This window comes from Komagataeibacter sp. SM21, assembly GCF_041402665.1.
In the GTDB taxonomy this organism is placed as follows: Bacteria; Pseudomonadota; Alphaproteobacteria; order Acetobacterales; family Acetobacteraceae; genus Komagataeibacter; species Komagataeibacter saccharivorans.
The window spans coordinates 176,191-195,204 of sequence record NZ_JBGLOV010000005.1; the positions used below are offsets into that span (position 1 = coordinate 176,191).

Sequence of the window (19,014 nt, forward strand, 5' to 3'; positions counted from 1 at the left end):
GTGTATCGGTGTCACGCGCCCAGACATATCCGATGGGTCATATTTTGTCACGTTTTCCCCAATCCCGGCCGGTAGGCCGCAGGGCGGGAATCAGAAGGTCAGGCTGCTGTGCAGGCCGAAAACGGCCTCGTTGCCCACGCGGCGGTTTCCGGTCCAGTCCGCCACCCCGCCAGAGGGGTTCCAGACGTACTGGAAGTCAGGCTGCATAACCATCCACGGCGTGACCTGCGCCTGATAGGTCAGTTCCAGATGGTTTTCATTGCCCTGCACGATTGATCCGCTGTCGCGGTCGAACTGGCGCTGGCCTGAACTGGCCCGGCCGATGCCCCAGCCCAGCCCGATCGTGTCGTTGTCACGCCCCCTGAACGGCGCCTTCAGGTTCACGCCCGCATCGATGGCGAAGCTGATCAGGTTGCGGTCGCCACCATTGCCGGTCGCACGCAGGAACACGCCCACCGACCGTGCGGATTGCAGCGAAGGCCGCCAGATCATCTGGTCGATGATGCCATACACCATCCAGTTGCCCCGGTCCCAGCGCGGGGTCAGGTCGGACTCCGTGCTGTTCACGTTCAGCGTCGCCGCCCCCAGCGAACCACCGTTGCGGTTATACCGGTAATCGGCGAATTTCGCCGTGTCGTAATACCCGCCCAGCTTGTAGATGCCCGGCAGGCCGGGGTCTTTCGTCACATGGGACATGTCGGCGGGCTGCGGGTTCAGCGCGTATTGCAGTTCGGTTATCAGCAGCGCGCCGGTGCCCATGTTGAAGTTGGTGCCATTGGCGCCGTCATAGGTCTGGCTGGTGGGATCGGAATTGTAACCGCTGATGGACCCGGTAGCCTGCTGGATGGGAAGCGAGTTGTAGCGGTTGCCCGGCGGGTTGTCGTCGGCGGCGGCGAACATGAAGGTGAACTTCTCGCTGGGGCGGTAGCGGATGCGGATGGCGGGCGAGGACAGCGGCCATGACGGGCCGCCACCATACAGGTTGACCGACGGGGCCATGGGCCAGCCGAAATTGGCGTTGAGGTAAAGCGATGCGTAATCGCTGATGAGGAATTCGGTATCGAGATCCTGCTGCCCGATCTTCACGTCCAGCTTTCCGTTAAGGAAGGTCTGCTGGTACCACAGTTCGAACAGGCGGGTGGAGCGGTCGGCCTCGAACCCGCTGACGGGGTTGAAGTTGGCCAGGTGATCCTGCGAGATCGAACGCCCGCGCGTCTGCAGCGCGCTGACCTGGAACAGGCCGCCCTTCAGGCCAAACAGCTTTTCGGTATCGACGGTCAGCGTCGGCATGGTCACGCCATCATAGGACGGGCCGGTGCCCGAACCGGCTGCCCCGTCATTGCCCGAGGCCGAACCGCCGGTGCCGTTGCCCCAGAGTTCATCGACTTCCTGAATGTCGAAGGTGATGCCGTGTTTGTACAGCCATGGCCGCGCACCCCACATATTGCCCAGCAGGTTGCCGCTGGTATCGAGCCTGTCACCATCGCCCGCGGCCTTTTCCTCCGCATCGGCCTGCGCGCGTTCTGAATCGCGCACCGTCGCAGGGTCGATCTGCTGGACCAGCGGGGTGGAATTGCCAAGGCGGGCGCGGTCTTCCTCAATCTGTGTCTGGGCGAAAGCAGGGGCGGGCAGGGCCAGTCCCATGCACAGCAGCGATGATCCCGCCCGTAGCCCGTAACGCCATGCCCTGCGGCGTGGGGCAACGCCACCATGCAGGAAACGTCGGCTAGCGGGAAGGGAGTGCGCTGCGGGGGAAAGAGCCATTGGCCAACCTCAATTGAGAATCAATGTCAGTAATAATAATTCTCAATTACATTCCCGTAATGCGCCGTCAACCATATTTTGTTACATATCGCCCCCGCGCCAGCAGGGGGTGCCCCCGGCCCTTTATCGCAGGAAGACCTTGGGCACGCCTTCACTGTTAAGGCAGGACATGACCATCACACCGGTCCACAGCGCCAGCGAAAGACACGCGCCAACCCGCCCGCGCATCGTTGCCACCGGCCTGCCACACAGGACAGGCATATAGACTGTACGGTGGCACCACATGGCGTTCAGCATGGCCAGCGTGATCAGCAGCAGCTTGGGCGACAGGTAGGCCCGGCTGCCGATGCGCACGGGATCGTAAAAGAACAGTACGACACCGCTCAGCATGGCGATGGTGAAGGTAACATGCAGTGGACGGACCATAAGCTGTGCGACAGGCGCAAGTCTGTTACCCACCCGGCGGTTGAGAATACCGAGGTCAAACAGCATATCCATCCCGAAGAACATCGCCATGCTTATGATATGCACAATACGGATCAGGTAATGTTCGGGCTGTAGCCAGAAATGCAGTGTGCGGCTGTCCATGGCGACAAGCAGATCATAGGGCAGCCGCATAAAGGCTAGGGGGTGGCTGATCATGGCAGGCGGTCTCCGTTACATGAAAGGGGGCATACCACCTGTTGACAGTGATAACAATTATCATTACCAGAACTGAAGAATCAGCCGGATGGGATGCCGCAAACCACCAGGTATTGCCGCAGGAAAATCAATAATAATGTGATGCATTACCTTCCTGAAATTTGATGGAAACAGTCGTCATGAATAGAAGAAATACGGTTCTGGCCCTTATTGTCGCGGCATTTCCCGTGGGGACCACAGTTGCGCATGCACGCGAATATCCGATCGGTGGCCCCGTTCAGGCCCATGATATGGAAATTGCATCCAGCTACCTGACCGGCATCATGGTCGAACCCATGCCCGCAGGCATGGCCGACAACATGAAGGCGGATACCATCCACCTTGAAACCGATGTCCACGCCACGGCGGACAACGTGTGGGGCTACCCCGATGGCGCATGGGTGCCCTACCTGTCGATCGGCTATGTCCTGACGAAGGATGGCACGTCATGGAAGGCGTCGGGCACCATGCATTTCATGACCGCCAAGGACGGCCCGCATTACGCCGATAACGTGCAGATGGACGGTCCCGGCCGCTACACCGTGGAACTGACCTATTCCTCGCCCGAACAGAACGGCTTCCTGCATCATGTGGACAAGGAAACCGGCACGCCGGGCTTCTGGAAGCCGTTTACCGAGAAGTTCAACTTCGCCTATCCGCAGAAATAAGCGGGCGGGACAGGAACATGGGACGGATACTGGACAGGGTACGGCAACTGGCATGCGGCGCGGTTGTGACCATGGGTCTTGCACTGGCGGCTACGGGCGCCAGCGCGGAAACCGTGACCGACCTTGCAGGCAGGACAGTGGAAATACCCGCCAGTGTCCATCGCATCATACTGGGGGAAGGGCGGCTGGTTTACGCCCTCGCGCCGCTGGAAAAACAGCACCTGTTCGACCACATCGTGGGCTGGCAGGGTGAATTCCGCGGCGCGGATACCCAGAGTTACGATCAGTACGTCGCAACCTTTCCGCAGGCAGCGGGTATCGCGCTGATCGGCAAGACCACGGCGGATACAGTCAGCCCCGAACGCGTGCTGGACCTTCATCCCGATCTTGCCATCCTGACGGTATCGGGCCACGGGCCGGGCAAGTCGAGCGAACTGGTCACACAGCTTGAAAGCGCGCATATCCCGGTTGTCTTTGTCGATTTCCGCGCCGATCCGCTGCACGATACCGTAGCGTCCATGCAGATCCTTGGCCGCGTGCTGCATCGTGAGACCGAAGCGGCGGATTACCTGTCTTTCTATCAGTCGCATCTCAAGCGCATTACGGACCGCATCGCCACCGTGCCGCAGGCGCAGCGGCCACGGGTGTTCATTGAAATGCTCGCCGCCATGCGTGAAAGCTGCTGCCATACGGCGGGCAAGGGCAATATGGGGGCCTTCATCGAAGCCGCCGGTGGCCAGAATATCGCAGCCCCCCTGCTGCCCGGCTATATTGGTGACATCGATCTGGAAAAAGTGATCGCTTCCGACCCGGATTTCTATATCGCCGATGGCACCAAGGGACCAAAGGCCAGCGGTCCGGGCCTGCGCATGGGGGCGGAAGTCACGCCGGACATCGCACGCGCATCGCTGCTGAAGGTGATGGAGCGCCCCGGCATTTCCAGCCTGCGCGCCGTGACGGATGGCCATGCCTTTGGCATCTGGCATTCGTTTTATGACTCGCCTTACAACATCCTTGCCGTAGAGGTCATGGCGAAGCACTTCCACCCGGACCTGTTTGCCGATGTGGACCCCGAGGCGACGCAGAAGGAACTTTACAGCCGCTTTCTTCCCGTCAGGCAGGAAGGGACCTTCTGGATCGATGCGCGTCCCTGACCAATCCCGGCCCGCCGCATCGTCTTCTTCTCCCGTTCCAGATCTTTCGGATTATGCAAGGCAGGTGCGCCAGACCTACCGGGCGCTGCTGCGGCGGCGTATCGGCATCCTTGGCGTCATGGGTGCGCTGATAGCTGGCTCGGTCCTGCTTGATTTCTGTCTGGGGCCATCGGGCCTGTCACCTTCGGCACTGGTGCGCACGCTGCTGCACCCGCATGATGTTTCAGCCGGACAGAGCGTGATCGTATGGCAGATCCGGCTGCCTTACGCGCTGATGGCCGTATGCGTAGGTGCCGCGCTGGGTCTGGCCGGTGCGGAAATGCAGACGGTTTTGGCCAATCCGCTGGCCAGTCCCTTTACCCTTGGCGTATCCGCTGCGGCAGCGTTTGGCGCGTCACTTGCCATCATCATGGGCTGGGGCATTCCCGGCGTGTCGGATGCGTGGGTGGTCTCCGCCGATGCTTTCGTTTTCGCCATCGGTTCGGTCCTGATGCTGGACATGGTTTCGCGCAGGCGCGGGGCGGGCACCGGCACGGTGGTACTGTTCGGCATCGCGCTGGTGTTCGCGTTCCATGCACTGGTCTCGCTGCTGCAGTTTGTGGCGAATGAGGACGCATTGCAGGATCTGGTATTCTGGACAATGGGTAGCCTGACGCGCGCGACATGGCCCAAGCTGGACCTGCTGGCCGCCGCCTGCGTGGTGGTCGCCCCGCTTTCGTTCCGCGCCGCGTGGAAACTGACCGTATTGCGCATGGGGGAGGAACGGGCGGCAAGCCTTGGCGTGGATGTGCCCCGCGTGCGGCGTGGCGCGCTGCTGCGGGTCAGCATCCTGTCCGCGCTTGCCGTATCCTTTGTGGGCACGATCGGCTTTGTCGGGCTGGTTGCCCCGCATATCGCCCGCCGCCTGCTGGGCGAGGACCACCGTTTCTATCTGCCCGGCAGCATGCTGGTGGGTGCGCTGGTCATGTCGCTATCCTCGGTCGCGGCGCGTAACCTTCTGCCCGGTGTGGTCATTCCCACCGGGATCGTGACCGCGCTGGTGGGGATACCGTTCTTTCTGGCCATCGTGCTGCGCAGGCGGGGCCTGTCGTGAAAACGGGACTGCTGGCTGAACACATCTGCGTGCATTACGGCAGGCGCGTGGTTCTGGATGACCTGAATGTAGGTCCGTTCCCGGTGGGGCACGTATCCGCGCTGCTGGGGCCAAATGGCAGCGGCAAATCCACGCTCCTGCGCGCGATGGCGGGACTGGGGGAAAGCAGGGGCGCGGTCACGCTGGATGGGCAGGACCTGTCACGCCTGTCCTTTGCGCAGCGCACGCGACGGTGCATCTACCTGCCGCAGACATTGCCCGCCACCGTACATATACAGGTACTGGAATCCCTTCTGGCCGCACAGCATGCAACCGGATGGACGCCCGCGCAGCCCGAAGGCGACGCGGTGGACGGCGCGCTGCGCATGCTGGACGTGTTTGGCATTGCTGACCTGGCCATGCGGTATATGGATGAACTGTCTGGCGGGCAGCGTCAGCTTGTCGGGCTTGCGCAGGCGCTGGGCCGCCAGCCGGATGCGCTGTTGCTGGACGAACCCCTCAGCGCGCTGGACCTGCATCATCAGTTCGCCGTGATGGAAGTCCTGCGCCGTGAAACCGCGCGGCGCGGGATCGTGACGGTCATGGTACTGCATGACCTGAACATTGCGGTACGCATGACCGATTATGACGTGATCCTGCGTGATGGGCGGATCATCGCCGCAGGGCCGCCCCGCGATGTCATAACACCCGATACGCTACGCGCGACCTATGACATCACCGCCCGCGTGGAAACATGCAGCCGGGGCCTGCCACACGTTATGGTTGACGGGCTGAGCTGAAAACGCGCTGCAGGCGCGTGAACACCCACCATGACAGTCATGCAGTGGAAAGCAGGAAACGGTCATACATCCGTCCTGTCCTGCTGGAGTGATCGGGATGGACCGGATGTATGACAGGCAAACGCCATGGCCTGTGCATGGTCAGGCCACCGCTGATCTTCATTACTGTATTGCAGCCTGCCGCACTCGCCGGTCAGACGTAAAGCCTCACGATGGCTACTGCCTGCGGGGTAGGGATGATACCGGTTCCTTTTACTTTCCCTTTACCCATCTGCCGAAGCATAGTCAGCCCGGATGGATATGACGGTATTGACACCTGTGTCAGGCCCATATGGCATCGCCCATGTAGCATATAAGAATATCTTTCCCTTTTCCGTGGCTGCAACGTGCATCCTGCAAATACAGACATGCGTGAGTGGCATTATGCCATGGTTCACGGCTGGTCGGCGTTATGGTATGCCGGGACAGTAATCAGATCGCGGTTATGGAGCCAGTGTGCAGGGTAAGATCTACCTGCGCTGCCCGGTTCCGCCGCATCCGGTAAAGTATTGGTAATGAAATAACGTCGCAGGCCGCCCCGCGAAACAGGAGACCCCCATGGCGCGGCATGGCCATGGATACGACAGACAATAAGGACGCTGCCGTTATTTATCCCGTAACCGCCATAAAGTAGCCGCGCAGCCACCTGTTCGCCCATTACTGGTCTGTTTCATAAGCCGGTTAATTTACCTCACACCCTTTTTATGTGTTCCCTGTCCGCAGGATGATCACTACAGCCATAGGTTGAGAAGTGTAAAAAAGTATTCATCCTACCCTGCATCCAGCAGGAGGCAATATTGCGGTCATGTCATAACAGAACAAAATAAACCGCCTGTTCCATATATACGATACAGTCCATCCGCCCCATTGCCATCACAGGGCAGATCAACATGCCGATACTGTCAGCTAGGGGGGGCAAAACAGCGCTGTTCGTCTATGCGTCGTATCTATATAATAATGAAACATTATTAATAATGTATGGAAAAGTCGAAAGCTGCTTCCGGATTATTCATTTTTTGTAAACCAAAAATTGCATCTATTGGAAACATGGGATATTAGCCGGTGTTGATTGGCGTATACCCATGCCTGCTGCAAAAACCGGCCAGAGCGATATGTTACCCCGTGCTGTTGAAAGGTACGTCCCTGTCTGCAATGAAAATGGCATGAAATACCGATCAAAGTGATTTATTGTGGTTGCATAATAGACATATGATTATTACTGATAGGGTGAGATATGTCTCCTGACGGCAGTCTACCAAGGAAAGAAGCGACATTGGACAATAAAGATATTCCGCATACCGAACTGGTATCGATGACGACAGAAATCGTGGCCGCGCACACGAACCACAATACGGTTGCCATTGACCAGATCCCGGCCCTGATCGAGACAGTCTATGCTGGTCTCAAGGGACTTGGTGCTGAAAAGGCGGTCGAACCGACGCCGCTGCAGCCGGCCGTGCCCATCAAGAAGTCAGTATTCCCTGACTACGTGATCTGTCTGGAAGACGGCAAGAAGCTGAAAATGCTCAAGCGCCACCTCCAGACCGCCTATGGCATGACGCCGGAGCAGTATCGTGAAAAGTGGGGCCTTCCCCCCAACTATCCGATGACGGCGCCGAACTATGCGGCTCACCGTTCCTCCCTGGCGCAGAAAATCGGCCTTGGCCGCAAGGTCGTTGCCGAGCCGGTTGTCGAGGCACCCGCCGAAGCACCGGAAAAGGCGCCCCGCAAGACCCGCGCCCGCCGTACCAAGAAAGCCGACACAGCCGCGTAATAATACGCCCGCTGTTGCACGATACCCGGCCCGGAAACGGGCCGGGTATATGTGCGCGTAAAGGTCGTGATCTGCCGGTCATGAACCCAGTTGCTGGTCAGGCCGGTTAATAATCCTCGCTCCGGGGCAGGGCACACATATGCAGCGCCCGTTCTGGCAGTATGTTCAGGCGGTAGCGTTACGGGCGTAATGACATAACATCCAATACAGGCCGTTCGGGGTAGTGATGTACGACCGGATCGCCTACTACAACGGCTACTTGGGCCAGTTCGCCGGTACCTACCAGAACGTCTCGTCCTGACAGTAAGCAATCCGTAAATCCTGATACCGGCATGATAACCGGACTGGTGGCGATGCCGCGCATCTGCATTGTGCGTGAAGCTGACAGGACGGCAATACGGATCATTCATGTAACCTGTATTGCTTTGTGCATGTGCTGACGGTCAACCGTTCGGCCATTCTCAGCCACTGACCGGAACAGTGCTGTACGTTTTACTGACGTAGGCAGCATTGCCTTGATATGCGATCGCAGCAGACACAGTAGAATATGTGTTTTCATACATAGTAATAAGTGACGTATTGCGCGCAGTGCGCTTTACGGTCATTGGCAGGATGGAACCGATCCAGACATGGACGCCACCTGCAAAACAGTCCCATTGCTGTTGGCCAGTAGATCAACGACCAACTGTTTAAAGAAATTACTGTGACAATTTGTAAACAATTTTCCGGACCAATATTACCCGGACAAACGGATGCTGTTCCACCCGATCCTTATTCGTTATTACAAAACAGTATACGAAGCGTGGTCTGCACAGTAACGGTTGGCTTCCAGTTCACGCGGTCAGGCGGTCCGTAAAGAAAAGGACGGGAACCGCGCAGGTCGTATCGCACCCCCCATGCGACAGCACCTCCATTTTGGATGTCGAAGCGATACTGATCGTGGACCACTCCGGTCAGTCGCAACGGACCAATGACCGCACAGGTAAACCGTTCGGACACACGGCCACGGTCGATTACATCTACATAATGAAGCTGCTTCATCGATGCAGGTCTGATCGGTTGCTGGCAGGCAGTGTCGTCTTGATGAGGGGTTAGACTGCATCCCCGAAACTGTCTGAAAGCGTAATCCGAATGTTTCTACAGTTTCTGACTGATGGGTCAGCCGCGATACATGCGTGGCGACTTTAGCAGGGCAGGCGGTATGAAAGGCTGTCTGAAGCAGTCACCCAGAAATCATCAAGAAGTTTTTGGTGAAGCTTTTTTCAAAATCTTCGAAATACGTCGCCTTTCTGAAAAAGGCGGCAGACAGAACCGTGGGACAGCACACAGGCTGTCCCACAGAAGCATTGATTCAGCGCATCTTCCGGCTGTTGTCCGAACGGTCGGGGTCAGGCAGCACATGATCGGGGTCCAGCGTGGCGCGGACAACGCTGCGTCCACCCGGCAGGCCGATCGTGATGCGGTCGCCCATATGCCAGCTTTCTGTCGGGATGACCTGATCGGCATGGGTACCATCGGCATAGTCCAGCCGTAACGTGACGGGCAGCATCAGCCTGCCCTTGCTGCGCAGGCCGACCTGCACGCCCTGTCGTGCATCGTTATGGACATAGGACAGGCTGGTGATGGCGTAATCGGGCCACCAGTTTTCAAAATACCATCCGCGCCAGAACCAGCCCAGATCCTCCCCGGTTTCGCTTTCCATGAAGCGGAAGAAATCGGACGGGGCAGGGTGGCGGTACGCCCATGCCTGAATATAACGCCGGAAGGCGGGATCGAAACGGTCGGGGCCAAGGATCTGCTCACGCAGCAGGACCAGCCCATAAGCACTTTTGAAATAACTGACCGGGTGACGGTACTTTTCCGAAACCAGTTCCGACGGCGTCATAAGGGGCGGCGCCTGAGGATCGGTCAGCAGGGGAATGATGTCGTCAGCGGGCCGCCCGGTTTTCGGCGCGAATTCGGAATCCCGCTTGGGCGCGTATTCCCCATGATTGAAATGCTGCGATGCGTAGGCATCGATAAAGGTATTGAACCCTTCATCCATGAAGGCATTACGCCGCTCGTTCGATCCGACAATCATCGGGAACCAGTCATGGCCCAGTTCATGCGTGGTGATCCAGAACAGCTTGTCGTCACGGTCCTGCCAGCCATCAAACACGATGCCCGGATATTCCATGCCCGCGCCATGCCCACCGACATTGATGGCGTTTGGCCAGGGATAGGTGAACCACTGCTGCGAGAAGTATTCGATCGCGTGCTTTACATATTCGGTGGACCGATCCCATGCCTGCGCACCCGCCCCTTCACGCGGGTAGACCGACATGGCAAGCCGGGGCTCAGGCGCCATGCCCGGCGCGGGGCTGATCGCAGGCAGGTTGATCCGCGCGGCGTCCCACACGAATACCGGCGATGCGACAAAGGATACATCGCGCGTGTTTTCCATGCGGAAATGCCACGTCTTTTCGCCATCATGGGCCAGATGGCTGGCGGGGTTGGCGACATCATCGGCAGTGCGGATCTGGACGGTACTGTCGCTGCGCGCCGCCTGCGCCAGACGTGCGCGTTCGGTCGGGGTCAGCACGTCCGCCGGATTAAGCAGCGCGCCCGACCCGACCACCGTGAAGTTCCACGGCACCGTTACCGTGTAATCGAAATCCCCGTAATCAAGATAGAACTCCTGCCCCAGATACGGCAGCGTATCCCATCCCCGGCGGAAGTCGTACACACTCATGCGCGGATACCATTGGGCGATTTCGTAAATATCGCCATCACGCACCGGGGTTACGGATGTCCGCCCGCCCCATGGGCCAGGCACGGTATGGTGCCAGCGGATGCGCAGGCGTATTTTCTCCCCATGGCGCAGCAGCGTTCCATCGGGCAGGGCAAGCTGCATGCGGGTGTCGGAAATACGGGGCTGGATCGTAATATCCCGCCCGTCGCGCACCACACTGACAGATTCGATGACCGCGCCGTCCGTCGTATTGGCATGCCGCGAAGGATTGACGAAATCAGCCCGCGCGCCGGAGCGGTAGATGTTCTGGTCAAGCTGCACCCACAGTTCATCAAGACTGTCGGGGCTGTTGTTGGTGTAGGTCAGGATTTCCTCGCCACTCAACACATGCGTAGCGGTGTCGATGCGGGCATGGATGGTGTAGTCCGCGCGGTTCTGCCAGTAGTCGGGGCCGGGCACCCCGGAACCCGAGGCATAGCGTCCCGGCGCGTCGGGCAGCGTCAGCGCATTGAACGCCGCACGCATGGCCAGTGCGCCGGACGGGTCGGACGCGGGCGCGGCACGGGCTGTAGCGCACCCCGCGACACAAAGGATAAGGGCAATTTTTCCATAGGACATCAATGCGCTACCTGCCTGCTGCGTTATCGTTACGCAACTGTAGCAAGGTGGCAGGCCGCACGCAAAAGGCCGAGGTCAGATGACCTTAATGCCGACGGTCAGCAGGATTGCGGCCAGTATGATCCGCTGTACCCGGTCCGGTATCAGCCCGATGCACAGGCTGCCCAGCACGATACCGGGTATCGACCCGCACAGCAGCGAGAACAGCAGCCCCATGTCGATATCCCCGATCCACCAGTGGCCCATGCCCGCGATGGCGGTCAGCGGCACCGCATGGGCGATGTCGGAACCGACCAGCGTACGGACCTCCAGCCCCGGATACAGGAAAATCAGCGCCGCCATCCCGATCGCTCCCGCCCCCACGGATGACAGCGTCACCATCACCCCCAGCACGATGCCCAGCAATGTGGTCAGCCGGCCCGTCATGGCGGGGGAGATGCTGCCCGCCTTGGCGCGGGACAGCGCCTGCAGGCGCTGGCGGAACAGTACGCTGGGGGCGGTAATCAGCAGCGCGATGCCCAGCGCCACGGAAATGACATGCGTTACCTGTGGCGACGGGCTGCCCACCCAATGCAGGACGGCAATGGTCAGCAGCGTGGCCGGTATGCTGCCCGCCGCCAGACGGCCCACCACCGACCATGCCACCGACTGCCTGCGTCCGTGGACCAGCGTGCCCACCGTCTTGGTCAGGGCCGCATAGAGCAGGTCGGTCCCGACGGCGGATTGCGGATGGATGCCGAACAGCAGGATCAGCAGCGGCGTCATGAGCGACCCGCCGCCCACGCCGGTCATACCCACCAGAAACCCAACACCAAGGCCGGACAGGACATAAAGCAGGTTGATCGATTCAGTCAGGTGCATGGTGTAGGGACTCATGGCTCGACGGGCGGGGGCCGGTGCTGCATTCCATCGGGCGTGGTGCTGAATTTCCACGTCCGTACAGTCCCGACCGGGTCTAAATAACACAAAATATATGTGTTTTTCCGGTTGTGGGAACATCTCCTTATGTGGAATTACGGGCCAGCACAAGCCCGACCGTTAATACCGCGCCGCCATCGTCCGCATGGCTGGCGTGGAAAAAAGAAAACCCGGCGCGATGGCCGGGTCCCGGTTCAGTATGGATAGGGATAGACGGGTGGCGGCGGTGGTGGTGGCCGCATCCCCCACACGGGCGGCGGTGGCGGCGGACGGCCATAGCGCCACCTGCCTTCATGCCAGTATGGACGCCGCCCGTAGGGTCCGCGCCCGCCATGCGGGTACGGGTGGGCCCAGCCGGGATCGTAGGGCCGGGCCTGCGCCAGTGGCGGAACCGACAGCACAAGGACGGCAAAAACAGCCAGACAGAGTCTTTTCATGATGTCCTCCTCCTGTGCCAGCATGAAACCACCAGATTGCGGCACGATTGCGATAATGGTGCCAACGCGGCAGCGGCCTAAAGGAAGCGGTGCCGCGCCGCATCAAGTGATGGGGGGCAGGGGGTGCCTTCCACTACACGATTATCATCAACCGGACGACCCAACGCGGTCACGACCGGGATCACCCCGGCCCATATTGGCAGGTCATAATCCGCCGCATCATCAACCGGGCCGCCCGTACGGGTCTTGGCGGCGGCGGTGTCAATCCGCATGGCCAGCACACCCGTCGCCTTGCGTTCCTTCGCCAGCATGGGACGCACTTCAGCCCATCGTCCGGGCAGCAGGTGTTCGGTTATCACCTTCAGCGCATGGTCGTGCCCATCGGGGTCGGTGACGTGATGCGCCTGCCCATGCACCACCACGCTGCGGTAATTGACGGAATGGTGGAAGGCCGAACGCGCGGCCACGATCCCGTCCACCATGCTGACGGTCAGGCACAGGGGAAAGCCTTCCGCCACGTCGCGGATGATACGCGTTGTGCTCGCGCCGTGGATGTACAGCATATCGCCATCGCGGCCATAGGCCATGGGGATCACCATGGGCCGTCCGTCCATGATGAAGCCGACATGCGCCACCAGCCCGGCATCCAGAATGGCATGCACGGCGGGCGCGTCGTACCGGGCGCGTTTTGCCTGCCTTACGCGGGCATAGGGGGGCAGGTCGGTTGTCGTCATATCCTTGGCTCCTTCAGGTATGGGCCCATGGTGCGCGCGCCAGTGGCCGTGCTAAAGGTCAGGTTTTCATAATTACGGAGGGCCAGTTGCTGGCCGAACGCATAACCCTTGTGCTGCAGGGCCGCGTACCGCTGGCGGAACAGATCTACCGCCAGATCCGCGACCTTGCCCGCCACGGCAGGCTGCCATCTGGCATGGCGCTGCCGTCGTCGCGTGCGCTGGCGGGCCAGCTTGGGGTGTCGCGCAATACGGTTTCGGCGGCCTATGACCTGCTGCGCGCGGAAGACCTTGTCATCACGCGCCCCGGTGCCGTTGCGGTGCTGAACATTCCCGCCACCTTCGCCCTGACGGACCGCAGGGTGCAGACAGTCGGGCGGCCCGTCAGCCTTGCCCCGGCAGGTCATGCGCTGTCCGCCCCGCTACCCGCCACGGTGGAGGGTGCGCGCCTGCGCCCCGGCAGGCCCGACCCGCGCCTTTTCCCGCGTGACGCATGGGCGCGGGCGCTGCGCCGGGCAGGGCGGACCCTGTCGGGTGATGCGCTGCTATATGGTGATTCGCACGGGCTGGCGGCCCTGCGGCGGGTTCTGGCCCGCACGCTGGCTGAAACGCGCGGGCTGCATGTCGATCCCGAACACCTGCTGATCCTGCCCACGGTCCGCGCGGGGCTGGGGCTGCTGGCGCGCTGCCTGTGCGCGGATGGCGACAGCGTATGGCTGGAAGAACCGGGCTATCCCGGCGCGATGCAGGCTTTTGGCACGCTGCGCCGGGTTGCGCTGCCGGTGGACGGAAACGGGGCAGATGTTTCGGCCATGCCGCAGGGCGCCCCACGGCTGATATACGTCACACCTTCCCACCAGTATCCCACCGGCACGCGGATGAGCCTGTCGCGGCGGCTTGCCCTTGTGGCGCGGGCGCGCGAATGCGGCGCGCTGGTGGTTGAAGATGATTATGACAGCGAGTTCCTGTGGAGTGGACGCCCCATCCCCGCGCTTGGCGCACTGGCGGAAGCGGGAGAGGTCGCAACACTGGGCACCGTCGCCAAATCCCTGCTGCCGGGCCTGCGTCTGGCATGGCTGGCCGCCCCGCCGCATCTTGCACCCGCGCTGATCCGTGCGCAGACCAGCCTTGGGCTTATGGCCAATGTCCATGCGCAGGCGGCGCTGGCGGATTTCATGGATGGCGGGCAGTACCGCCGCCATCTGGAACGGATCAGCCGCATATACCGCAACCGGGGTGAAACCCTGCGCGGGGCACTTCTGGCCCATTGTGGCAACCATGTCGCCATACCGCCGCTGATTGGCGGGCTGCACATGGCCGTCCGCTTCGCGCCGGGGATGGATGATGTGGCCGTGTCCACAGCACTGGGACAGGCCGGGTTCGGGGTGCCCCCACTTTCACAGTTCTATCAGGGCAGGGGATCACCGGGGCTGGTTGTGGCCTTCGCGCAGGCGGATGAGGCAACCACGCGCGAATTCGCAACCCGTCTGGCGCGACTGCTGGCATGAGCCATACCAGTCCTGCGCAACAGGAGAATTGCCCCCGGACCGTCATTGCACTGGCGGTTTACAGTCCTGTCCATAAAACACGCTGTAGCGTGCGGACATTTTCTTCAATGGCCCGGATGGAGCCTGCCTGCCATGGCCATCATGGTCGTGCCGGTCTGTAAGCTGTCATGGTTCGCGCGCGCAACCTGTGCCACGATTGCACATGCGGCGCTGTGGGCCGCCGGATGGACGAAGCCATGAATGACGGCCCCGTCCATGCTGGCAGGCGGGTTCGGGCACCAGTATGGCGCGGGAAAGATGCCGGGGAGGTCATGCAGTACGCCATGGAATACAGGGCATGAAGGGACGTGTCCTGATCGCGGTCGCGCTTGCCGTAGCGGCATGCGGTACCTATGCCGTCCGTGCCGCCGTCAACCCCGATGCGTTATGGCAGATCGTGCATGAACGCTGCACCCCGGGCGCAGCCACGCCCGGACAGGCCATTCCCTGCGCGGAGGTCGATACCCGCGCAGGCTATGCCGTGCTGAAGGATCGGGTGGGGGTGGGACAGTACCTGCTTATTCCCACACAGCGGATAACCGGCATGGAAGACCCCGCCCTGCTGCGCGATGACCTGCCGGATTATTTCGATTACGCATGGCGGCAGACACGGCGGCTGAATGGCAGGCTGGCCCGTCCGCTGCCTGCGGATGACATGATGCTGGCCATCAATTCAGCCTACGGGCGCAGCCAGAACCAGTTGCATATCCATGTGGACTGCATGCGCACGGACGTAAAAGTGGCGCTGCACTGGGCCGTGCCCCATCTGGGGCCGGACTGGACGCCACTGCCGCTGCATGGCCATGCCTACCGCGCACGCCTGATCCGGGTGGCCAGCCTGTCGGGCGTGCGGCCCTTCAGCCTGCTGGCGCATGATCTGGCGGACCCCGGCCGGGAAATGGGCCAGCACACGCTGGTCGTGGCCGGCGTGGTGCAGCCCGATGGCCAGCCGGGTTTCGTGGTGCTGGACGATCATGTCGATCCCCGCACCGGCGACCGTGCAGCAGGGGAAGAACTTCAGGACCATGCCTGCCAGTTGCAGCACATGCCATAACCCGCGCCACAGGCTGGAAGCAGCCATGCAGGCATGTCCGCTGCACCCGCGCGGATACCGTGCCACCTTATGCGCACCGAACCGTGCGGACCGATACCCGTTGGGTAGCATGTCGGGGCCGTTGCCGTGTTCACCGGGGCGCGTCCCGATCCCGTATTTCAGCCGGGTGTTTTTTAACCGGGAGACAGATATGTCATCTACCGCACAACCGTTTTCACACAGGGTCGCACTTGTTACCGGGGCGGCAGGCAATATCGGCCTTGCCTGCGCCGAAAGGCTGGCCGCCATGGGGGCGGATCTGGCGCTGCTCGACCTCAATGGCGAAAAACTGGAACAGGCCCGCGCCAGCCTGAGCCAGCATGACGTACGCATCACCACCCATACCTGCGACGTATCGGACAGCGAACAGGTCAGCAGCGTGGTGGATGGGGTGGCCGCTGAAATGGGCCAGATCGATTTTCTGTTCAACAATGCGGGTTATCAGGGCGCTTTCGCCCCCGTACAGGATTATCCGGCGGATGACTTCGCCCGCGTCATGAACATCAATGTATGCGGCATGTTCAACGTGCTTCAGCACGTATCGCGGCACATGATCGCACGCCGGTTCGGGCGGATCGTGAATACCGCCAGCATGGCGGGCGTGCAGGGGCCGCCCAACATGGCGGCTTACGGCGCGTCCAAATTCGCGGTGATCGGATTGACGCAGGTGGCGGCAAAGGACCTTGCGCCATACAACATCCGCGTCAACGCCATAAGCCCTGCCTTCATGGGGCCGGGGATGATGTGGGACCGTCAGGTCACCCTTCAGGCCGAAACAGGCAGCCAGTATTTCTCCCGCGATCCGAAGGAGGTCGCACGCCAGATGATCGACAGCGTCCCCATGCGCCGTTATGGCAGCATTGAGGAAATACCCGGCGTGGTCGCTTTCCTGCTGGGCGACGATTCAAGCTACATGACCGGCGTCAACCTGCCCATTTCCGGCGGCATCTGAACCGGGGGCCGAGGCGTCAGAACGCATCGCACCCGGCGCCTGCCACCACGCCCACGGATTGCTGGCCAAAGCGGCGGCGGTATTCATCACGGATGGTGCCGATCCGCCCGGCAAGGTCGGGCAGGGCAGGGGTGACGATCCATACGACCCGTGCCGGTTCGTGCCCCACCTGACCGCTCTGCCGGTCACGCCACTGGCCATCACCATGCACAACGGTCAGGCCGTCGGGAAACTGCGGCGTGACCACATCGCGCAGGAAAATCCGCCACTGCCGCCGTGTAACCCGTGTCCCATCCGGGCGGCGCAGGCCGAACAGCAGGGTAATGTTCAGGTCCGCCCGCGCCTGCAACGCCGCGCAGGCGGCATCAGGCCCGCCGGGTGACGCAGTATTATCCCGTGCCAGCGCGGGCGCGCAGGGCAGGAGCGTCCACGCCACCAGCGATACAGCCAACCCGCCCCGATAGCAGCGGTGCGGGTGCAGTGCCGCCATCCCGTCACGGCCCGTCCGGTCAGAGCCGGTCGGGCACCGGGATGGGTTTACGCCGGAACGCGGTACAGCGCGCACAGCTTGTGCCCGGTGGGATCGCGCAGATAGGCAAGGTACAGATCGCCCGAAGCAAGATGGCGGATACCCGGCGGATTTTCACAGGTCACACCGCCATTGGCCACGCCTGCATCGTGCCATGCCCTGGCCGCTTCCGCCGAAGGGGCGACAAAGCCGAGGGTCTCGCCATTGCCCGCCGTGGCCGGTTCGCCATTGATCGGCTTTGTTATCATGAGCCGCCCGGTGGCAGTGGCGTAATTCAGCCGTCCCTTCGCATCGACGCTGGCTGGCGCAATGCCGAGGGCTGCAAACGTGCTGTCGTAAAATTTCTTCGATGCTTCAATATCGTTCGTGCCGATGGTGATGTGACTGAACATGAATCTGTCCTTTGCAAATGTGCGGCGCGATCATGACATGGGGGAAACGAATACGGCAACCGCCCCCGGATCGGGCGCAGCCGCATAACGGCGTAACAGACATGGACCTGCGAGCAATTTTTTGTAACACTCCCGAACGGGATCGGCGCGCAGGCTGATCGTGATTTTATTATATTGATATATAAAGGAAAAACATGCGTTTTATCGCTTCACTTGCCGTTGTGGCAGGTCTGGTTTCGGCACCGCTGGGCGCCCACGCGGCATCGCTGCACACCGATTGGGAAAAGTTCAAGGCCACGCGCGCCTTCAACCACCTGTCGGCTGACGGGCAGCGCGCGATTGTCGATATCCTGAATGCAAAGCAGATTCTGGACTCCGGCAAGACCGACGCCGCCATCCCGCCCCTGTATGACGCCACCCGCCGCCTGACCGCCGCAGGCAAGGCGAACAACCAGTTCGTTGCCGCCGAAAACGCGCTGCACCCCGCACCGCAGCACCCCGCCGCCCCGTCCCACGTGGCGGGCACGACCCCGGTTACGTGGGTTCCTGTTGGTGGGGAGGTGATCGGCACCGAAACACTGGCCCCGGAAAAGAAGACGGCCATCGCCACCGCCAACTCGCAGCTCAAGGCTGGCAATACCCAGCAGGCCGCGCAGACATTGCAGGTAGTGGGCGAGGACGCGGATTTCATCCTGGCCCTTGCACCGCTGGACCAGACGCAGGGCGCGATCAACCGCGCCACCGTGTTTACCGAAGCCCGCAACCCCACGGAAGCATCCGCCGCATTGCAGCAGGCGCTTGATGGCATCGTGTTCGTGTCCGAGGATTTTACGGAAACGGCCACGCCTGACCAGACCGGCAAGCACGCCCCGGCAAAAACCGGCAAGTAATCCGGCCCGGCCCGCCGTGAACCCGGCATAACCGCAGGGTTCACGGCCAGCGCGTGCCCCACCGGGCGCCGCATGCAAATTCTACGCCGCGCCATATGCTGGTCGCCCGCGTACACCAGAAAATCAGCCAGTTGATCCCCGCGCGACACCCGTTGCGTCCGTGCGTCCCTACGCATGCGGGGAGACAGTCTTCTGCACGCCAGACAGTGCCTGCAACACCATGA

19 protein-coding genes are annotated in these 19,014 nt (G+C 61.3%); 9 read left to right on the forward strand and 10 right to left on the reverse strand.

The genetic code is table 11. The features are described 5' to 3' along the window. Positions 1-90 precede the first annotated feature (90 nt). The gene (locus tag ACBR42_RS07465; protein ID WP_371207666.1) at positions 91-1,644 is read right to left on the reverse strand and encodes a carbohydrate porin; all 1,554 of its coding nucleotides are present in this window, start codon (positions 1,642-1,644) and stop codon (positions 91-93) included. A 243-nt stretch (positions 1,645-1,887) separates the two neighbouring features. After that, positions 1,888-2,406, reverse strand: coding sequence for a hypothetical protein (locus ACBR42_RS07470; protein ID WP_102323734.1), 519 nt, complete (start codon positions 2,404-2,406; stop codon positions 1,888-1,890). 164 nt (positions 2,407-2,570) lie between these two features. Between ACBR42_RS07470 and ACBR42_RS07475 the strand changes: the two genes are divergently transcribed. The 5 genes from ACBR42_RS07475 to ACBR42_RS07495 all read left to right on the forward strand — a co-directional run bounded on the left by ACBR42_RS07475 (position 2,571) and on the right by ACBR42_RS07495 (position 7,952). After that, a complete protein-coding gene (locus ACBR42_RS07475) occupies positions 2,571-3,113 on the forward strand; it encodes an iron transporter (protein WP_102323733.1) in 543 nt (180 codons plus the stop codon). A gap of 17 nt (positions 3,114-3,130) precedes the next feature. After that, positions 3,131-4,267, forward strand: a complete 1,137-nt coding sequence (locus tag ACBR42_RS07480; protein WP_371207627.1) for an ABC transporter substrate-binding protein — start codon at positions 3,131-3,133, stop codon at positions 4,265-4,267. Then, positions 4,254-5,360 (forward strand): iron ABC transporter permease, encoded by a 1,107-nt coding sequence (locus ACBR42_RS07485; RefSeq protein ID WP_110547590.1) that lies wholly within the window; start codon positions 4,254-4,256, stop codon positions 5,358-5,360. Before ACBR42_RS07480 ends, ACBR42_RS07485 begins: the two co-directional genes overlap by 14 nt. Next, positions 5,357-6,139: an ABC transporter ATP-binding protein gene (locus tag ACBR42_RS07490; RefSeq protein WP_132303966.1), complete on the forward strand. Its 783-nt coding sequence runs from the start codon at positions 5,357-5,359 to the stop codon at positions 6,137-6,139. The genes ACBR42_RS07485 and ACBR42_RS07490 overlap by 4 nt, the downstream gene beginning before the upstream one ends. 1,312 nt (positions 6,140-7,451) lie before the next feature. After that, the gene (locus ACBR42_RS07495; protein WP_102323729.1) at positions 7,452-7,952 is read left to right on the forward strand and encodes a MucR family transcriptional regulator; all 501 of its coding nucleotides are present in this window, start codon (positions 7,452-7,454) and stop codon (positions 7,950-7,952) included. 178 nt (positions 7,953-8,130) lie between these two features. Here the strand turns inward: ACBR42_RS07495 and ACBR42_RS07500 are convergent, their stop codons facing one another. The 5 genes from ACBR42_RS07500 to ACBR42_RS07520 all read right to left on the reverse strand — a co-directional run bounded on the left by ACBR42_RS07500 (position 8,131) and on the right by ACBR42_RS07520 (position 13,390). Next, the gene (locus ACBR42_RS07500) at positions 8,131-8,358 is read right to left on the reverse strand and encodes a hypothetical protein (RefSeq protein ID WP_371207628.1); all 228 of its coding nucleotides are present in this window, start codon (positions 8,356-8,358) and stop codon (positions 8,131-8,133) included. A 945-nt stretch (positions 8,359-9,303) separates the two neighbouring features. Further along, positions 9,304-11,301 carry a M1 family metallopeptidase gene (locus tag ACBR42_RS07505; RefSeq protein WP_371207629.1) on the reverse strand — a complete coding sequence of 666 codons (1,998 nt, stop codon included), beginning with the start codon at positions 11,299-11,301 and terminating at the stop codon, positions 9,304-9,306. A gap of 75 nt (positions 11,302-11,376) precedes the next feature. Then, positions 11,377-12,162, reverse strand: coding sequence for a sulfite exporter TauE/SafE family protein (locus ACBR42_RS07510; RefSeq protein ID WP_243705269.1), 786 nt, complete (start codon positions 12,160-12,162; stop codon positions 11,377-11,379). Positions 12,163-12,413: 251 nt separating this feature from the next. Continuing rightward, positions 12,414-12,656, reverse strand: coding sequence for a hypothetical protein (locus ACBR42_RS07515; RefSeq protein WP_132303973.1), 243 nt, complete (start codon positions 12,654-12,656; stop codon positions 12,414-12,416). Positions 12,657-12,733: 77 nt separating this feature from the next. Beyond that, entirely contained in the window at positions 12,734-13,390 is a 657-nt protein-coding gene (locus tag ACBR42_RS07520) for a pyridoxamine 5'-phosphate oxidase family protein (RefSeq protein ID WP_371207630.1), read from the reverse strand. A gap of 86 nt (positions 13,391-13,476) precedes the next feature. Here ACBR42_RS07520 and ACBR42_RS07525 point away from each other — a divergent pair, with 86 nt between their 5' ends. Then, positions 13,477-14,895 (forward strand): PLP-dependent aminotransferase family protein, encoded by a 1,419-nt coding sequence (locus ACBR42_RS07525; protein ID WP_371207631.1) that lies wholly within the window; start codon positions 13,477-13,479, stop codon positions 14,893-14,895. A gap of 104 nt (positions 14,896-14,999) precedes the next feature. On the opposite strand, the gene ACBR42_RS07530 is transcribed toward ACBR42_RS07525, so the two are convergent. After that, positions 15,000-15,152, reverse strand: coding sequence for a hypothetical protein (locus ACBR42_RS07530; protein WP_282759753.1), 153 nt, complete (start codon positions 15,150-15,152; stop codon positions 15,000-15,002). Between the two features lie 80 nt (positions 15,153-15,232). Between ACBR42_RS07530 and ACBR42_RS07535 the strand changes: the two genes are divergently transcribed. Together ACBR42_RS07535 and ACBR42_RS07540 are read left to right on the forward strand one after the other, a co-directional pair. Beyond that, a complete protein-coding gene (locus ACBR42_RS07535) occupies positions 15,233-15,988 on the forward strand; it encodes a CDP-diacylglycerol diphosphatase (protein ID WP_102323722.1) in 756 nt (251 codons plus the stop codon). A gap of 190 nt (positions 15,989-16,178) precedes the next feature. Beyond that, the gene (locus ACBR42_RS07540) at positions 16,179-16,979 is read left to right on the forward strand and encodes an SDR family NAD(P)-dependent oxidoreductase (RefSeq protein WP_371207632.1); all 801 of its coding nucleotides are present in this window, start codon (positions 16,179-16,181) and stop codon (positions 16,977-16,979) included. Between the two features lie 16 nt (positions 16,980-16,995). Here ACBR42_RS07540 and ACBR42_RS07545 read toward each other — a convergent pair whose 3' ends face one another. Beyond that, positions 16,996-17,469, reverse strand: a complete 474-nt coding sequence (locus ACBR42_RS07545) for a DUF3574 domain-containing protein (RefSeq protein ID WP_371207633.1) — start codon at positions 17,467-17,469, stop codon at positions 16,996-16,998. A gap of 47 nt (positions 17,470-17,516) precedes the next feature. After that, positions 17,517-17,900: a VOC family protein gene (locus ACBR42_RS07550; protein WP_102323719.1), complete on the reverse strand. Its 384-nt coding sequence runs from the start codon at positions 17,898-17,900 to the stop codon at positions 17,517-17,519. A 194-nt stretch (positions 17,901-18,094) separates the two neighbouring features. On the opposite strand from ACBR42_RS07550, the gene ACBR42_RS07555 reads away from it, so the two are divergent. Then, entirely contained in the window at positions 18,095-18,790 is a 696-nt protein-coding gene (locus ACBR42_RS07555) for a YfdX family protein (RefSeq protein ID WP_102323718.1), read from the forward strand. Positions 18,791-19,014: the final 224 nt, after the last annotated feature.